Genomic DNA, 16,624 nt, shown 5'->3' with positions numbered 1-16,624 from the left:
CTTGAAAGAAAAAGAGGAACAAATAGTATGAATATACTCGAGAAAATTACCGAGCGAACGAAAGAGCGGATCGAAGAAGAAAAGAAAATAGTTCCATTAGAAGAGGTTCGAAGACAGGCGGAAGAAAAAGGAATTAAAGATCAAATCCCTGCATTCGAACAGGCACTTCGGGCAGACGGATTATCCTTTATCTGCGAGGCAAAGAAAGCTTCTCCTTCCAAAGGATTAATCGCACCGGATTTTCCATATGTTGAGATCGCCAGAGACTATGAAGCAGGCGGCGCGGCAGCAATCTCCTGTCTGACAGAACCGTTTTGGTTCCGGGGCAGTGATGCGTATCTGAAAGAAATCGTGCAAAATGTATCCATTCCGGTACTCAGAAAAGATTTCACCTGTGATGAATATATGATCTATCAGGCAAAAGCAATGGGAGCCTCGGCAGTACTTCTGATCTGTTCGGTATTAGAAGATGGCAGGTTAAAAGCGTATCATCAGCTGGCAGACGAACTCGGACTATCTGCTTTGGTAGAAACACATAACGAAGAAGAAATCTTAAGAGCACAGAAGATCGGTGCAAAGATTATCGGTGTAAATAACCGGAATCTGAAAGATTTCACAGTGGATATCAAGAATAGCATTCGGCTAAGAGAAATGGTCAGTTCGGAAACAGTTTTCGTATCTGAGAGCGGTATCCGCGGAGTGGAAGATATGAAAGCACTTTATGAAAATGGAACCGATGCGGTACTGATCGGAGAACTTCTGATGAGAAAATCTGATCGGAAAGCAGCACTGATGGAGTTGAAGCAGCAGACAGGAAGGCAGCTAGATATGAATTAGCGGAAGATATAGTATGAGACAAGAAAAAATGAACATGCCCAAGATTAAGATCTGCGGATTAAGCCGCCCGGAAGATATTACCTATATAAATGAAGCAAAACCGGATTATTGCGGATTTATCATCGATGTGCCAAAGAGCCGGAGAAATGTATCCATTTCGAAAGTTCGTGAACTGGTTCAAAATCTTGAATCGCAGATTTGCCCGGTCGGAGTATTTGTCAATAAAGATTGCGGTGAGGTCGCACAATTATTAAATGAAGGAACCATTCAGATTGCTCAGCTTCACGGGCAGGAAGATGAGGCATATATAAAGAAGTTGAAAAGCCTGACAGACCATCCGGTGATGAAAGCATTTTCGATTCAGGAGAAAAAAGATCTTGATGCGGCGGCAGCGAGCAGTGCAGATTTGATTCTTCTCGATCACGGAAAAGGCGGAACCGGCGAGACATTTGATTGGAGTCTTTTGGAAGGCTGGACAAAGCGGCCGTATTTCCTCGCAGGAGGACTGAATCCGGAGAACATACCGGAGGCAATACAGCGAATACACCCTTGGGGAATTGACCTGAGCAGTGCAGTGGAGATAGATGGAAAGAAAGATCGTGAGAAAATTCTTCAAGCTGTGAAAACTGTGAGAAATTTTGAAAGCAGTAAACATTTTTTGAAAAACAAAAGAGTATACAAGTGAATGAATAAATTTACCAAAACAATAGAAACAAGAAAGAAGGAGAGACAACCATGACAAAAGGAAGATACGGAATCCATGGTGGACAGTACATTCCGGAGACACTGATGAATGCAGTGATCGAATTGGAAAAGGCGTACAACTACTATAAAAATGACAAAGAATTTAATGACGAACTGAATACATTATTAAATGAATATGCAGGCAGACCGTCTCTTTTATACTATGCAGCACGTATGACAGAAGATCTTGGCGGGGCGAAAATTTATCTGAAACGAGAAGACCTCAATCACACAGGTGCCCATAAGATTAACAACGTGTTAGGTCAGGTTCTCCTTGCGAAGAAGATGGGAAAGACAAGAGTGATCGCTGAGACCGGTGCAGGACAGCATGGGGTTGCAACAGCGACAGCAGCGGCTCTGATGGGAATGGAATGTGAAGTTTTCATGGGAAAAGAAGATACAGAGCGTCAGGCATTAAATGTATACAGAATGCGTCTTCTCGGAGCACAGGTACACGCGGTTACAAGTGGAACTGGTACTTTAAAAGATGCTGTTTCGGAGACGATGCGTGAGTGGACAAGAAGAATTGATGACACACATTATGTACTCGGATCCTGTATGGGACCGCATCCATTTCCGCAGATCGTGCGTGATTTTCAGGCAGTTATATCTAAAGAGATCAAGGAGCAGATCCTTGAAAAAGAAGGAAAACTCCCGGATGCAGTGCTTGCCTGTGTCGGCGGAGGATCCAATGCGATCGGTGCATTTTATAATTTCATTGAAGATGAAGGCGTGCGCCTGATCGGATGCGAGGCGGCAGGACGCGGCGTGAATACAGCAGAGACAGCTGCAACGATTGCGACTGGTAAGCTTGGAATCTTCCACGGAATGAAATCTTATTTCTGTCAGGATGAGTACGGACAGATCGCACCGGTTTACTCAATCTCAGCCGGACTGGATTATCCGGGAATCGGACCGGAGCATGCAGACCTTTATGATAAGGGAAGAGCAGAATATGTAGCGGTCACAGATGATGAGGCAGTCGATGCATTTGAGTACCTTTCTAAATTAGAAGGAATCATTCCGGCGATCGAGAGTGCACATGCAGTTGCATATGCAAGAAAGCTTGCGCCGACGATGGGAAAAGACCAGATTATTGTAATTAATATTTCAGGACGCGGAGATAAGGACTGTGCAGCAATCGCACGTTACAGAGGGGAGGATCTTCATGAGTAGAATACAGGAAGCATTTAAAGGGAAGAAAGCATTTATACCATTTGTCACATGTGGTGACCCGGATCTTGAGACGACGAAACAGATCGTCTATGAGATGGAGAAAGCAGGGGCGGCGTTGATCGAGCTTGGAATCCCATTTTCCGATCCGACAGCAGAAGGACCGGTTATACAGGGCGCAAACCTGCGTGCGCTGACAGGAGGCGTGACGACAGATAAGATCTTCGATATGGTAAAAGAAATCCGCAAGAATACACAGATTCCACTTGTTTTTATGACATATGCAAATGTTGTATTCTCTTACGGAACAGAAAGATTTCTTGAGAAAGCGAAAAATGTCGGAATGGATGGTCTGATTCTTCCGGATGTTCCATTTGAAGAGAAAGAAGAATTTGACATCGTGTGCAAAAAGTACGGAATCGATCTGATCTCATTGATTGCACCGACTTCTCATGACCGAATCCGGATGATTGCAAAAGAAGCATCGGGATTTGTATATTGTGTTTCCTCACTTGGTGTAACAGGAACAAGATCTGCGATCACGACGGACATCGGAGCAATGGTGAAGCTTGTAAAAGAGGAAAATGATATTCCATGTGCGGTCGGATTCGGAATCTCCACTCCAGAGCAGGCGGCGAAGATGTGTCAGAGCGCAGACGGTGCGATCGTTGGAAGTGCAATCGTTAAGTTGTGTGAGAAATACGGAAAAGACTGCGTACCGTATGTTGCTGAATATGTAAAGAGTATGGTTGAAGCTTGTAAATAAGTGAAAAGGATATGAGATTCGAAATCCGAGTCTTCTTTTGATAATAATAGGAAAATACCTCTTTTGATAAGGAGCCAGATGTGGTATCATAGATATTAGATTTGTTGCTTGATCTATGATACGAATCCGAAAGGAGACTACGAATGAAGAATCGAAAACAGCCTTTATTCAAAAGCTTTGGCTATGCCTTTGAAGGAATCTGGACAGGGATTTCAAAAGAGAGGAATATGAAGATTCATTGCCTTGCAGTGATTCTTGTAACAGCAGTTGGAACCTTTGTAGGATTAACACCGATGGAATGGTGTATCTGTCTTCTCCTTTTTGGAATGGTGATCTCACTGGAACTTGTGAATACGGCAGTGGAAGCTGTTGTCGATCTTGTGACAGAAGAGAGAAAGCCACTTGCTAAGATCGCGAAGGATACGGCAGCGGGTGCAGTGCTTTTTACGGCAATCATGGCTGTGATCATAGGATGTATCATATTTATACCTCATTTTATGGGAGTTTGAGGTGTTCGAGGATTGCGGGAATTGCATAGCAATGGAGCAATCCGGTTACATCAGTGAGTGGCAAAATTTACTTTTGACACTCACATCATTTTATTGCACTACTGTAATATAAAGAAAAGCAACCAGAAAGGAAAACAAAGAGATGGATGAGAATAAAGTAATTGTCAGTACAGAGATGAAGCAGGCATTGGTGAATCTGCGAAATCTCGAAGAGATTTATGTGATCATGTCAGGTGTGACGAAGATGCCGTTTGTCCTCTGTGATGAAGAGACATTTGATGACGAGGTTCTGGTTTATTATCAGGAAGAGTCTGCAAAGGAAAAGGCAAAGACGCTTGCAGAAGATCGTTATCATGTAGGAATTGCCAAGATTGAAAAGAATGCCAGACTTGGATTTTTTACAAACCTGTATACAATGGGCGTGAATGCACTGGCAGTGAATGTTGGTACAGAGGAGGAGATCAGGGTTCAGCTGGAACAGCTTGTAGTTCGTAAGAATAAGGAAGAACTGCCTGACGGAAAGAAACTGATCGAGAATCCGGAGCTTCATCTGACAGCAATGTATCTGATGCAGGAGATGCACCGCAATATCGGACCGGAGATGCCGGAGAATGTGAAGGAACTTCAGGAAGAGATGATGGCGCATTATAAGAAAGGAACCTTTATCGTAGGAGTTCAGGAAGATAATCAGGTTCCACTTCTGAGACAGCCGGACGGAAGTCTGTATCAGCCGATCTTTACAGATATGATAGAATTTACCAGATTTGCACAGGGCAAGAAGATGAAGACAGCAGCAATCCCGGCAGATAAGATTCCGGAGATACTGATTCCGGATGCAAAGGGAGTTGCAATCAATCCATTTGGTGTGAATGTACGTCTGGATATTACAAAAGCAAATAAGCAAAAGCCAGAAGCGTAAAATGAAAAGAAAATAATTTAAATCAAAAGAAAAAAATGATTTACTGGAATGATCACTAAGTAACATATTCAACAAAAAAACAGGACAAATATTGTTGAATATTACAGATTGACTGTTGGAAGTGAGTTTGGTTATACTATACGTGGTTAAAAGAGAAAAGCGCATGATAGAGTGTTACTGGTAAAGCAGGCATAAACTATCCTTAATAAGTTCACCAGATAAGGTGGACTTGGTTATTGAGGATTAGTTTATGCCTTTTTTGCGCATTATAGTATAGGATAAGTAAGTTGCAGAACTGTGCCAGCACAAGAAACTATGGGATGCGTCAACTCTGTGAGAAATGATACGAGGAGGATTACAGATGAAAGACAAGATTTTTGGAGTATTGCAGAGAATCGGAAGAAGTTTTATGCTTCCAATCGCAATTCTTCCGGTAGCAGGACTTCTGCTTGGAGTAGGAAGTTCATTTACAAATGCAACGATGATTGAGACATATCATCTTCAGGCAATTTTAGGCGAGGGGACAATTCTGAATTCCCTGCTCACAATTATGAGCAAAGCGGGAAGTATTATTTTTGATAACCTGCCGATCATTTTTGCTGTCGGTGTAGCAATCGGTATGGCGAAGAAAGAGAAGGAAGTTGCGGCACTTGCGGCAATGATCTCTTTCTTTGTAATGAATGCAACAATGAATGCTATGCTTCTGATCCGTGGAGATCTTCTTGCAGACGGAACGCTTGGAGCCGGAGTTCTGGAAGGAACTGTGACAAGTGTCTGCGGAATCCAGACATTACAGATGGGTGTATTTGGCGGTATTATCGTTGGACTTGGAGTAGCAGCACTTCATAATAAGTTTTACAAAATCCAGCTTCCGAATGCACTGTCATTCTTCAGTGGATCAAGATTTGTTCCGATTATTTCAACATTGACTTATGTGGCTGTCGGAATCGTACTCTATTTTGTATGGCCAACCGTTCAGAATGGAATCTATGCACTCGGCGGACTTGTAACAGGAACAGGTTATATTGGAACATTGATCTTTGGTATTATTAAGAGAGCGTTGATTCCATTTGGACTTCACCATGTATTCTATCTTCCATTCTGGCAGACAGCGGTTGGAGGAACAATGGAAGTTGCGGGACAGCTGGTACAGGGCGGTCAGAACATCTTCTTTGCGCAGCTTGCAGATCCATCCACAGTACATTTCAGTGCGGATGCGACAAGATATTTTTCCGGTGAATTTATCTTCATGATCTTTGGTCTTCCGGGTGCGGCACTTGCAATGTATCAGTGTGCAAAACCGGAGAAGAAGAAACAGGCAGGCGGACTTCTGCTTTCTGCAGCACTTGCATGTATGATGACTGGAATCACAGAGCCACTGGAATTCTCATTCCTGTTTGTAGCACCGATCCTTTTTGTGGTACAGGTGATCCTTGCCGGATCCGCTTATATGATCGCACATATGTTAAATATTGCAGTAGGACTTACATTTTCCGGTGGATTTATTGATCTGTTCCTTTTCGGTATCCTTCAGGGAAATGCTAAGACAAGCTGGATCAGAATCATCCCGGTTGGAATTATTTATTTCTTCTTATATTATATCATCTTCCGTACTTTGATTCTGAAACTGAATCTGAAGACACCGGGAAGAGAAGATGATGATGCGGAAACGAAGCTGTATACAAAAGCTGATTATAAAGCAAAAGTAGATGGAAATGATGCAGATTCTGAAAATGAAATGACACCGGAAGATCAGAAGAGCGCACTGATCACAAGAGGACTTGGGGGAAAGAAAAACATTTCTGATGTAGACTGCTGTGCGACAAGACTTCGTTGTACGGTAGTAAAGCCGGAACTGGTAAATGAAGATGTCTTAAGAATGACATCCCCATCCGGAATCGTAAGAGAAGGACAGGGAATCCAGGTAATCTACGGACCGGCTGTTTCTGTGATTAAATCCAATCTGGAAGATTATCTGGAGAAAGCTCCGAATGTGGAATATCTTCCGGAAGAAAACGAAAACAGCGCAGAAGAAACGAATAAATGTGCAGAAACAAAAGATGAAGCGAAGAAAGATGAGAACAAAACTGTTGCAGCCGGAACTGTAAAGAAAGAGCTTTGCTCTCCATTCACAGGAGTGGCAGCACCGATCGAAGAAGCGTGTGACGAAGCATTTGCAGGGAAAATGATGGGAGACGGTTATCTGGTTCGCCCGGAAGAGGGAATGGCTTATGCACCGGAAGATGCAACTGTATCTTTTATCTTCCCATCAAAACATGCAGTTGGTCTGACTAGTGATGACGGAACCGAATATCTGCTTCACATTGGCGTGGATACTGTAAATCTGGATGGAAAAGGATTCGAAACTTTTGTAAATGACGGAGACCGAGTAAAAAAGGGTGACAAACTGATAGGTTTTGATATAAAATATATCCAAGAGCATGCAAAATCCGATGAATGTATGGTTGTATTTACAAGTCTTCAGGAAGGTGAAGAGATCAGAATGTCTAAGAGCGGAAAAGTAGAGAAGCTTGAGAAGACAGCAGAAATCGTAAGCTTGAATTAAGAGAAAGAAAGAGAGGCTCCGGGGGGATGTATCGAGTCATTAAAGTTCTGAATAATAATGGGATTCTTGTATATCATGTTGAGACAGGGAAGGAGATGATCCTTCTCGGAAACGGTGTGGGATTTGGAAAGAAACCTACAGAACAGATCGAGAAACTTCCCGGAGCCAAAGTATATTCCCTTGTCACAAGAAGAAAGCAGGAGTCTGTTCTGAAAACAGTCAATGGAATCCGTCCGGAGTTTATTGAGGCAACAGGAAAGATCATTGAAGAAGCAGAGAACGTGTTTCAGAAGATCAATCATGAGATGCTGCTTCCGTTGGCAGATCATATTGCGCTTGCAGCGAAGAGAGCGAAGGAGAACCGCCAGCTTCCGAATCCATTTACACCGGATATCCGTGTGTTGTTTGGAGAGGAGTATCAAGTGGCCCTGAAAGGGCGGGAAATTATACAGCAGCTGACAGGATATGAAATCTCAGAGGATGAAGTCGGATTCATTACGCTACATATCCATGCAGGCCTTTCTGATGAGGCAGTATCCCAGACTCTGGATGCGACCAGGATTGTAAATGAAGGGATTGCCATGATTGAACAGGAATTCGATCAGAAGCTGGAGAGCGGCTCACTTGGATGTACACGTCTGATGAGTCATATGTATTATATGATTCTGAGAACCCGTAAGGGTGAAGGGACGAATGCAGACTTTAATGATTTCATTTTTCAGAATTATCCAAGGACCGGAGAGGCGGCGAAGAGAGTGTGTGACTATATGTCCAGACAGCTGAAACAGCCGGTCGCAAAAGAAGAAATCGGATTTCTTGCAATCCATATCCAGCGGGTTATCTCGCCGGATACGGTATGACCGTGTGCTCTTGAAATACTGTATACCATGAGATATAGTAGTGGATAAGAGCGAAAGGAGAATCCGCAGAATGTATAAGATTCTAATCATAGAAGATGACCTTGTGATGGCAGGGGCAATTAAAAAAGAGATGGAAGCGTGGGGAAATGAAGCACGTTATGTGGAAGATTTTGCAAAGGTTCTTGAGACATTTGCAGAGTATGGTCCACATCTGGTGCTTTTGGATATCACGCTTCCTTTTTATAATGGATACCACTGGTGCAGCGAGATCCGTAAGATATCGAGCGTTCCGGTGATCTTTATCTCTTCAGCAGCGGATAATATGAATATTATCATGGCGATGAATATGGGCGGAGATGACTTTGTGGCAAAACCATTTGACTTAAGTGTACTGACAGCGAAGATTCAGGCTCTGCTGAGAAGAACGTATGATTTGTCAGGAAAAGTGCCGATGCTGGAACATAGAGGAGCAATCCTGAACCTCTATGATACAACAATGACCTATAATGGGGAAAAGATTGAGTTGACAAAGAATGAATTTCGTATCTTACAGACATTGATGGAGAATAAAGGACGCGTGGTCAGCAGAGACACGCTGATGACAAAGCTGTGGGAGACAGACAATTATATCGAAGAGAATACATTGACAGTCAATGTCGGAAGACTTCGGAAAAAGCTGGAAAAAGCGGGATTGGAAGGCTTTATCAAGACGAAAGTCGGCGGTGGATATATCATCGAGAAGGAGTAAAAATGTTTTTACAATATTTGAAAAGAATCCGATTTGTGCTTCTGTGGAGTTTGCTGTGTGCGGGAATCTTTTTTCTGATTTTTGTGTTGGAAGAGATTAATCTGAAGGTAGCGGTTTATCCAACAGTGTTGTGTCTGGCATTTGGATTACTTTTTCTTCTCTGTGGATATTTGCGGTATAAGAAAACCGGGCAGAAGCTGGAGCATTTGCTGCAAGGAGAAGGACCTTATGAGGATTCGCTTCCAATCGCACAAGATGGGATTGAGTCAGGATATCAGGAGCTAATCAGAAAAGAAGAACAACAGCAAAGAAAAGAACATGCCAGATGGGAGAAGTCCGGTCAGGACATGGAGGACTATTATGCAACCTGGGTGCATCAGATCAAGGCACCGATTGCTGTGATGAATGTATTACTTCAGCAGGAAGATACCGAGACGAATCAGAATCTGAAAGCCGAACTGTTCCGGGTGGAGCAGTATGTGGAGATGGCACTTGGTATGTGCGTCTTGACAGTGGCACGAAGGATCTGGTAATCGCACAGTATCCTTTGGATGAAATTGTAAGAAAATCGATCCGTAAATATGCAGGACAGTTTATTCGAAGGAGAATCCGTCTGATCTATGAAGGGACAGATCAGATTGTTTTGACGGATGAGAAATGGCTTTCGTTTATTATTGAACAGTTGTTATCCAATGCAGTGAAATATACACTGAAAGGAACTGTGACGATTATTGTCAGTGAAGAAAAGAAACTGACAGTTACAGATACCGGAATGGGGATTGCACCGGAGGATCTGCCGAGAATCTTTGAAAAAGGATATACGGGATATAATGGAAGAATGGAACGGAAATCAACGGGAATCGGTCTGTATCTGAGTCAGATGGCGGCAAAGAAACTTGGGCATCAGATCACGGTAGTGTCGAAGCTGGGGGAAGGCAGCAGTTTTACAATAGATCTGGCAGAGTATCCGTTGAGAACAGAGTAAACCACTAAATCACACAGAGAGAAGCAAGTGACAAAATTGTCACATCAGACAGCTGGAATGTCACAGAAATCAATGTTGGCATTCTGGCTGTATTGTTATACTGAGGATGTTGAAAGAAAGAAGAGGAGGTCGTAAGAAATGACAGTTTTGGAAGTAGAAAATTTGAAAAAAATATACCGTCCCCGTTTTGGCGGTAATCAGGTACAGGCACTCTCTAAGGTAACATTCTCAGTAGAAGAGGGCGAATATGTAGCAATCATGGGAGAGAGTGGCTCGGGGAAGACGACATTACTGAACATGCTGGCGGCATTGGATAAACCAACTGAAGGGGAAGTTTATCTGGATGGAAAACCGTTATCAGCAATCCGTGAGAAGGATCTGTCCAAGTTCAGGAGAGATCATCTTGGGTTTGTATTTCAGGATTTCAATCTTTTGGATACATTTAATCTAAAGGACAATATCTTACTGCCATTGGTACTGCAGGGAGTTGATTACAGGAAAATGAATGTCAGGATGATGCCAATCGTGAAAGAACTTGGAATTGCAGGACTTCTGGAGAAGTATCCCTATGAGGTGTCAGGAGGACAGAAGCAGCGTGCAGCAGTGGCGAGAGCGCTGATCACAGATCCGAGACTGATCCTGGCGGATGAGCCGACCGGGGCACTCGATTCGAAATCAACGGATGAATTGCTCGGGGTATTTGAGCGGATCAATCAATCGGGACAGACGATCCTTATGGTAACACATTCTGTCAAAGCAGCGAGCAAGGCCGGGAGAGTGCTATTTATTAAAGACGGAGAAGTTTTCCACCAGGTATATAAAGGCGAACAGACAGATGAACAGTTCTATCAGAATATCTCAGCGACACTGACAATGCTTGCGACAGGTGGTGAGAGACGATGAAAAGTGGACTTTATCTGAAACTTTCCGTTAATGGAATTAAGAAAAATAAGAAGCTGTATCTTCCATATTTGATCACATGTATCTGTATGGTTATGATGTTCTATCTGATCGATTATCTTGCAGTGAGTCCGCAGTTTGCCCAGATCAAAGGTGGGGATACTATGCAGATGATCCTTGGATTTGGTTCTGGTGTGATCTCAATCTTTTCGCTGATCCTTCTGTATTACACAAATTCATTTCTGATCCGCAGACGACAGAGAGAGTTTGGGTTGTATCACATCCTTGGAATGGGAAAAATCGATCTTGTAAAAATCATGGTTCTTGAGAATCTGATCATCAGTGTTCTGACGATTGCAGGAGGAATCGTGGGAGGAATCCTGTTCTCTAAATTAGGGGAACTTCTGGCAGCGAAGATACTTGGAAGTAATGCCGGACTTTCTATGAAGATCAGTGTTCCGGCACTTGTGGCTACGGCACTGTTATTCCTGGTCATTTTTGCATTAATCATGCTTCGGATGATCGTGTCCGTCTATCGGTTAAAACCTGTAGAACTTTTAAAAAGTGAAAAGACAGGAGAGAAACCTCCGAAGGCAAACTGGATCTTTGCAGTACTCGGGTTGCTTCTGCTTGGTGTGGCTTATTATTTATCCCTGACAATCAAAGATCCGCTTGTAGCGATGATCTGGTTTATGGTTGCCGTCGTGCTGGTAATCCTTGCAACGTATCTGTTATTTATTGCCGGCTCGGTCACATTTTGTAAAATAATGCAGAAAAAGAAAGGATATTATTATAAAACAAATCATTTTATTTCACTTTCATCCATGATTTACCGTATGAAACGAAATGGGGCAGGATTAGCGTCTATTTGTATTCTGTCCACAATGGTTCTGGTTATGGTATCTTCTACAACCAGCCTGTATCTGAGTATGGAACATGGCTTGAATCTTCGATATCCGAAATCTGTCCAGATTGAGATGTACACGAAACCGGAGCAGACGGAAGAAATGAAAGAGAATCAGAATGGACAGATTATAGAGCTTGTACAGAAGGTTTTGAAAGAACATAACCAGACCGCGGAGAATCCGGAGAATTACCGGATGCTTACAGTCAGTGGAATTGTTTCAAAAAATGAAATCTATTTTAATCCGGAGAATGCTCCGGGAGTCAATGAAGTGAATACATTTGATCATTTAAAAATGTTCTATGCTCTGCCGTTGGAAGCGTATAATCGGATCATGGGGACGAATCTGGTGCTTGCTCCCGGGGAAGCGTATCTGTATGCGAAAGATTCCGATTTCCCCTATGATCAGATCACGGTGGAGAATTCCGGGACATGGAGGATTAAAGGACATTTGGATAAAATGATTTCAAATGGAAATAATATGGCAAATATGAACAGCAGCTTCTATCTGGTGGTTTCCGGACTGGAAGATATAAAAGCTTTGGAAGAAGGAAATGTTTCCGTTTACGGTGTCAATGGTTCTTATGAGAAATGGTACTACAATTTTGATCTGTCCTGTGGAGATGAAGAGCAGATCCAGATTCAAAACGAGATTGACAAGAAAATCAATGCATTGGCTGAACAGGAATCAGAGGAATCAGATACCCTATTTTTTGGAGCTTCTACAGACAGCAGAGCCGCATCAAGGGCTGATTACCAGGCTTTGTACGGCGGTCTGTTCTTCCTTGGAATCCTTCTTGGAGTCGTATTCATTCTTGGAATGGTGCTGATCATTTATTATAAACAGATTACAGAAGGCTATGAGGATCAGGACAGATTCCAGATTCTGATGAAAGTGGGGATGACACAGAAAGAAGTGCGTCAGACGATCAATTCTCAGGTAATGACAGTATTCTTCCTGCCTCTTGTGGCTGCCGGAATTCATACGGCATTTGCATTTCCAATGATAGAAAAAATGGTGCATCTGCTTGCTTTTTCTGACAGAAAATTCCTGATTCTGGTGACAGTGTGCTCCTATTTAGTATTTGCATTATTCTATATCATTGTCTATATGGTGACTTCGAAACAGTATTACAAAATTGTTAGCGGAAAACAGGAAGAAAGTCTTTTTTCTTAATTCAAAGAGTGATAGAATAGAATTATCAGAAAAAGGAGGACTTGCTTATGATGGATCACACAATTATTACAATTGGAAGACAGTTCGGAAGTGGCGGTCATGAAGTAGGAAACAGACTGGCAGAGAGACTGAACATTCCTCTTTACGATCATAATCTGATTCGAATGGCAGCAAGAGATCTTGGAATTTCGAACGAAGATGCTGGAAGAGTAGATGAGACGAGACTTGGAAATGTGTTATCAAGCTATTATATTGGAATGGGTGATTATACTACATTTATGCTCAGTCCGGAAGTGGAGAAACCATTAAGTGATCAACTTTTTGACGCACAGTCGGCAATCATCCGCAAGCTTGCGGAACGCGGACCTGGAATCTTCGTGGGACGCTGCGCAGATTATGTTCTTGGGGATTATTCAAATGTTGTGAATACATTTATCTATGCTTATAAGGATGATAGAATCAATCGAATCATGGATATCTATAAGCTTTCCGAGAAAGAGGCTGTAGATAAGATTAAGAAGATTGACAGAGAGAGACGCCTGTATTATGAAGGTAGAACAGACCGTAAGTGGGGAAGCATTGATGCGAATGCAATCCTGCTGAATACAAGTCTTCTTGGAATCGATGGTGCGGTAGATGCACTTGAGGCGATTTATCATAAGTGGGAAAACAGATGACAAAATAAGCAGAAAAAATGAAATAATTAACAAAAAGTAAGAGGGTGTCGTTTAGTGCGACACCCTCTTTGCTACGTCTTTATTCTGGAATCTGTATTTATTTCATCATGCCGGCAAGAATCTGATTGACTTCTTTACCGTCAGCTTTGCCTTTTACCTTCGGCATGAGTTCTTTCATGATCTTACCTTTATCCTTTGCTGTAGGAGCATCGATACCAAGATCTGCAAGAACGGATGTGATCACTGCTTTGATCTCATCTTCGCTCATCATCTTTGGTGCATATTCTTCAAGAACAGCAAGACGCTTCTGAGCCTCTTCAATCAGATCTGTACGATCTTCAGGTGTCATATCAATTGTTTCTTTTAACTGTTTGATTTCTTTTAAGATTACCTGTCCTTCTTCCTCTTCTGTCAGGTCGGCACGTTTGTCGATAGCTTTATTCTTCAGAGAGGAGAGCAGAAAGGAAAGTGCGGCTTTTCGTTCTTTGTCTCCTGCCTTCATTGCAGCGACCATAGCGCTTCTGATTTCATCAATTTTGCTCATTTTAGAGTCCTCCTTATAATTTAATATGCTTGAAATAGTTACAATTATTGAAAAGAGCGGATTGCTCTTGATTCATAAGATAAATTTTAGCAGATGGTGGTTTATATTGCAAGAGTGCACTCTGTTTTGTGAAAATATATGAAAGAAATGCATGAAAAGTATAAAAAATCAGAAAATTTACGAAAAGTAAAAATATAGGTTGACAACATTGGGCTAGGGGAGTAAACTACGTGACATAAAAGCAAAGGCGCTTTGAGAAACAGATCTCAGAGTGCCTTTTCTTTTAATAAAATATGGTACCTATAGATTTGCCGCAAATAGCGGCAGGTCTCAATGACACAAAGGTGTGTCTCACAGCAAGAACCGATTCAGGGGGGATGATTCAGGGAAGCTGTGGGATGCGCCTTTTTAGTTTTCAGGTATGAGGAGGAAGTAGTATGACACAAGAAATTATTACTCAGATTTCAAGCACAGTCGGAACAGAAGTGTTCGGCATCTGGTTCCTGATCGGAGCTGCATTTGTATTCTTTATGCAGGCAGGATTCGCTATGGTAGAGACAGGATTCACCAGAGCAAAGAATGCCGGTAACATTATCATGAAGAATCTGATGGATTTTTGTATCGGAACAATCGTGTTTATTTTTCTTGGTTTTGGATTATTGCTTGGAGAAGATGCACTTGGCGGACTGGTAGGAATTCCGACACTTGGAATATTCACAGATTATGCAAACTTTGACTGGTCTAATTTCGTATTCAACCTGGTATTCTGTGCGACAGCAGCAACAATCGTATCAGGAGCCATGGCAGAAAGAACAAAGTTTCTTTCCTATTGTATTTATTCCGCAATGATCTCCGCAGTTGTGTATCCGATCGAAGCACACTGGATTTGGGGCGGTGGCTGGCTTTCACAGCTTGGCTTCCATGATTTTGCAGGATCTTGTGCAATCCACATGGTAGGTGGAGCAACAGCATTCATCGGAGCTGCAATGGAAGGAGCCAGAATTGGTAAATTCTCAAGAGATAAGAATGGAAAAGTAACAAAAGTCCACGCATTTCCTGGACATAACCTTGTAATAGGTGCTCTTGGATGTTTCATCCTCTGGTTTGGATGGTATGGATTCAACGGTGCGGCAGCAACAACAGGCCCACAGCTTGCATCTATCTTTATGACAACAACAATCGCACCGGCAACAGCAACCGTTGTATGTATGATCTTCACATGGCTTCGTTATGGAAAACCAGATGTGTCTATGTGTCTGAATGCATCCCTCGCAGGTCTGGTAGCAATCACAGCACCTTGTGATGTGACAGATGGATTAGGAGCACTGATCATTGGAGCAGTTGCAGGAGTTCTCGTAGTATTTGGCGTTTGGTTCTGTGATAATGTAGTGCATGTAGATGACCCGGTTGGTGCCGTAGCAGTTCATTGCTTAAATGGTATCTGGGGAACAATCGCAGTTGGTCTTTTTGCAACAACAAATGCGCCGGAAAGCACACTGAAAGGTCTGTTCTACGGCGGTGGATTCGGACTTCTCGGAACACAGCTTCTTGGTGTAGTAACAGTTCTTGCTTGGACAGTTGTAACAATGACAATTATCTTCAAAGTAATCGATAGGACAATTGGACTTCGTGTTTCAGAGGAAGAAGAGATTGTTGGTCTGGATTCCAAGGAGCATGGTCTTGCATCAGCATATGCAGGATTCAGCATCATGGATATTACAGAAGGTGCAATGAATGAAAATGAAAACACAGATCTTGGTGTAGCAGATTATGACGCAGCATCTCCAATCCAGAGAGCAGCAGCTGTACCTGTAGCCGGACCGGTAGATGCAGATACAGGAATGCATAAAGTAGTTATTATCGCAAAACTTTCCAAGTACGAGCGCCTGAAAGCAGCATTGAATAATCTTGGTGTAACAGGAATGACAGTGACTCAGGTTATGGGATGTGGTATCCAGAAAGGTGCCGGCGAGAAATACCGTGGAGTTGAGATGGACGTAACTGTTCTGCCAAAGGTAAAAGTAGAAGTTATCGTTGGAAATATTCCGGTTGAGAAAGTTATCGAAACAGCATCCAAGACACTGTATACAGGACATGTCGGTGATGGTAAGATCTTTGTATACAACGTGCAGAAAGTAGTAAAAGTACGTACAGGAGAAGAAGATCTCGAAGCATTGAAAGATGTAGAATAATACTTGATTAAAAAGAAATAATCTCCGAAATGAGGTGAAAAACCTGATTTCCCGGAGATTATTTTTTATGATTATTGAACAATTTTTAAAAGAATTTTTTTTATAAGTAAAAGAGTATTCTTA

16 protein-coding genes are annotated in these 16,624 nt (G+C 42.4%); 15 read left to right on the top strand and 1 reads right to left on the bottom strand.

Annotated elements, in window-relative coordinates; all coding sequences use genetic code 11:
• Positions 1-27: 27 nt before the first annotated feature.
• The 14 genes from trpC (at position 28) to DXB52_RS09520 (ending at position 13,765) form a co-directional block, all read left to right on the top strand.
• On the top strand, positions 28-837 hold the full coding sequence (gene trpC / locus DXB52_RS09580) for an indole-3-glycerol phosphate synthase TrpC (protein WP_118107100.1): 810 nt from the start codon (positions 28-30) through the stop codon (positions 835-837).
• Between the two features lie 13 nt (positions 838-850).
• A complete protein-coding gene (locus tag DXB52_RS09575; RefSeq protein ID WP_181989189.1) occupies positions 851-1,522 on the top strand; it encodes a phosphoribosylanthranilate isomerase in 672 nt (223 codons plus the stop codon).
• 50 nt (positions 1,523-1,572) lie between these two features.
• On the top strand, positions 1,573-2,757 hold the full coding sequence (gene trpB, locus DXB52_RS09570) for a tryptophan synthase subunit beta (protein WP_117836501.1): 1,185 nt from the start codon (positions 1,573-1,575) through the stop codon (positions 2,755-2,757).
• Positions 2,750-3,520, top strand: a complete 771-nt coding sequence (trpA, locus tag DXB52_RS09565; RefSeq protein WP_118107097.1) for a tryptophan synthase subunit alpha — start codon at positions 2,750-2,752, stop codon at positions 3,518-3,520. The genes trpB and trpA overlap by 8 nt, the downstream gene beginning before the upstream one ends.
• A 143-nt stretch (positions 3,521-3,663) precedes the next feature.
• Positions 3,664-4,029: a diacylglycerol kinase family protein gene (locus DXB52_RS09560; protein ID WP_118107095.1), complete on the top strand. Its 366-nt coding sequence runs from the start codon at positions 3,664-3,666 to the stop codon at positions 4,027-4,029.
• A gap of 142 nt (positions 4,030-4,171) precedes the next feature.
• Positions 4,172-4,948 carry an SseB family protein gene (locus DXB52_RS09555; RefSeq protein WP_015528111.1) on the top strand — a complete coding sequence of 259 codons (777 nt, stop codon included), beginning with the start codon at positions 4,172-4,174 and terminating at the stop codon, positions 4,946-4,948.
• Between the two features lie 361 nt (positions 4,949-5,309).
• On the top strand, positions 5,310-7,514 hold the full coding sequence (locus tag DXB52_RS09550) for a PTS sugar transporter subunit IIABC (RefSeq protein WP_118107093.1): 2,205 nt from the start codon (positions 5,310-5,312) through the stop codon (positions 7,512-7,514).
• A 26-nt stretch (positions 7,515-7,540) separates the two neighbouring features.
• Positions 7,541-8,374, top strand: coding sequence for a PRD domain-containing protein (locus tag DXB52_RS09545; RefSeq protein ID WP_055166764.1), 834 nt, complete (start codon positions 7,541-7,543; stop codon positions 8,372-8,374).
• A 70-nt stretch (positions 8,375-8,444) separates the two neighbouring features.
• Entirely contained in the window at positions 8,445-9,122 is a 678-nt protein-coding gene (locus DXB52_RS09540; RefSeq protein ID WP_054753843.1) for a response regulator transcription factor, read from the top strand.
• Positions 9,123-9,124: 2 nt separating this feature from the next.
• Positions 9,125-9,655: a hypothetical protein gene (locus DXB52_RS17100; protein WP_472520072.1), complete on the top strand. Its 531-nt coding sequence runs from the start codon at positions 9,125-9,127 to the stop codon at positions 9,653-9,655.
• Positions 9,622-10,107, top strand: coding sequence for an ATP-binding protein (locus DXB52_RS17095; protein ID WP_472520071.1), 486 nt, complete (start codon positions 9,622-9,624; stop codon positions 10,105-10,107). The genes DXB52_RS17100 and DXB52_RS17095 overlap by 34 nt, the downstream gene beginning before the upstream one ends.
• A 138-nt stretch (positions 10,108-10,245) precedes the next feature.
• A complete protein-coding gene (locus tag DXB52_RS09530) occupies positions 10,246-11,010 on the top strand; it encodes an ABC transporter ATP-binding protein (protein WP_020435836.1) in 765 nt (254 codons plus the stop codon).
• A complete protein-coding gene (locus DXB52_RS09525) occupies positions 11,007-13,088 on the top strand; it encodes an ABC transporter permease (protein WP_118107091.1) in 2,082 nt (693 codons plus the stop codon). The genes DXB52_RS09530 and DXB52_RS09525 overlap by 4 nt, the downstream gene beginning before the upstream one ends.
• A gap of 47 nt (positions 13,089-13,135) precedes the next feature.
• Positions 13,136-13,765 (top strand): cytidylate kinase-like family protein, encoded by a 630-nt coding sequence (locus tag DXB52_RS09520; protein WP_117542094.1) that lies wholly within the window; start codon positions 13,136-13,138, stop codon positions 13,763-13,765.
• A 97-nt stretch (positions 13,766-13,862) separates the two neighbouring features.
• Here the strand turns inward: DXB52_RS09520 and DXB52_RS09515 are convergent, their stop codons facing one another.
• On the bottom strand, positions 13,863-14,309 hold the full coding sequence (locus DXB52_RS09515) for a GatB/YqeY domain-containing protein (RefSeq protein WP_015528103.1): 447 nt from the start codon (positions 14,307-14,309) through the stop codon (positions 13,863-13,865).
• 437 nt (positions 14,310-14,746) lie between these two features.
• On the opposite strand from DXB52_RS09515, the gene DXB52_RS09510 reads away from it, so the two are divergent.
• Complete coding sequence (locus DXB52_RS09510) at positions 14,747-16,501, top strand: ammonium transporter (RefSeq protein WP_118107089.1); 1,755 nt, start codon at positions 14,747-14,749, stop codon at positions 16,499-16,501.
• Positions 16,502-16,624: the final 123 nt, after the last annotated feature.

It is taken from the genome of Ruminococcus sp. OM04-4AA (genome assembly GCF_003462585.1).
Taxonomy (GTDB): Bacteria; Bacillota; Clostridia; order Lachnospirales; family Lachnospiraceae; genus Mediterraneibacter; species Mediterraneibacter faecis.
Note: the sequence above shows the minus strand (reverse complement) of the source record. Positions and strands in the feature narration are given on the sequence as shown.

Excerpts from the sequence above, each read along its gene's own strand:
- trpC (WP_118107100.1), top strand. The coding sequence starts at position 28 with ATGAATATACTCGAGAAAATTACCGAGCGAACGAAAGAGCGGATCGAA.
- DXB52_RS09575 (WP_181989189.1), top strand. The coding sequence starts at position 851 with ATGAGACAAGAAAAAATGAACATGCCCAAGATTAAGATCTGCGGATTA.
- trpB (WP_117836501.1), top strand. The coding sequence starts at position 1,573 with ATGACAAAAGGAAGATACGGAATCCATGGTGGACAGTACATTCCGGAG.
- trpA (WP_118107097.1), top strand. The coding sequence starts at position 2,750 with ATGAGTAGAATACAGGAAGCATTTAAAGGGAAGAAAGCATTTATACCA.
- DXB52_RS09560 (WP_118107095.1), top strand. The coding sequence starts at position 3,664 with ATGAAGAATCGAAAACAGCCTTTATTCAAAAGCTTTGGCTATGCCTTT.
- DXB52_RS09555 (WP_015528111.1), top strand. The coding sequence starts at position 4,172 with ATGGATGAGAATAAAGTAATTGTCAGTACAGAGATGAAGCAGGCATTG.
- DXB52_RS09550 (WP_118107093.1), top strand. The coding sequence starts at position 5,310 with ATGAAAGACAAGATTTTTGGAGTATTGCAGAGAATCGGAAGAAGTTTT.
- DXB52_RS09545 (WP_055166764.1), top strand. The coding sequence starts at position 7,541 with ATGTATCGAGTCATTAAAGTTCTGAATAATAATGGGATTCTTGTATAT.
- DXB52_RS09540 (WP_054753843.1), top strand. The coding sequence starts at position 8,445 with ATGTATAAGATTCTAATCATAGAAGATGACCTTGTGATGGCAGGGGCA.
- DXB52_RS17100 (WP_472520072.1), top strand. The coding sequence starts at position 9,125 with ATGTTTTTACAATATTTGAAAAGAATCCGATTTGTGCTTCTGTGGAGT.
- DXB52_RS09530 (WP_020435836.1), top strand. The coding sequence starts at position 10,246 with ATGACAGTTTTGGAAGTAGAAAATTTGAAAAAAATATACCGTCCCCGT.
- DXB52_RS09525 (WP_118107091.1), top strand. The coding sequence starts at position 11,007 with ATGAAAAGTGGACTTTATCTGAAACTTTCCGTTAATGGAATTAAGAAA.
- DXB52_RS09520 (WP_117542094.1), top strand. The coding sequence starts at position 13,136 with ATGATGGATCACACAATTATTACAATTGGAAGACAGTTCGGAAGTGGC.
- DXB52_RS09515 (WP_015528103.1), bottom strand. The coding sequence starts at position 14,309 with ATGAGCAAAATTGATGAAATCAGAAGCGCTATGGTCGCTGCAATGAAG.
- DXB52_RS09510 (WP_118107089.1), top strand. The coding sequence starts at position 14,747 with ATGACACAAGAAATTATTACTCAGATTTCAAGCACAGTCGGAACAGAA.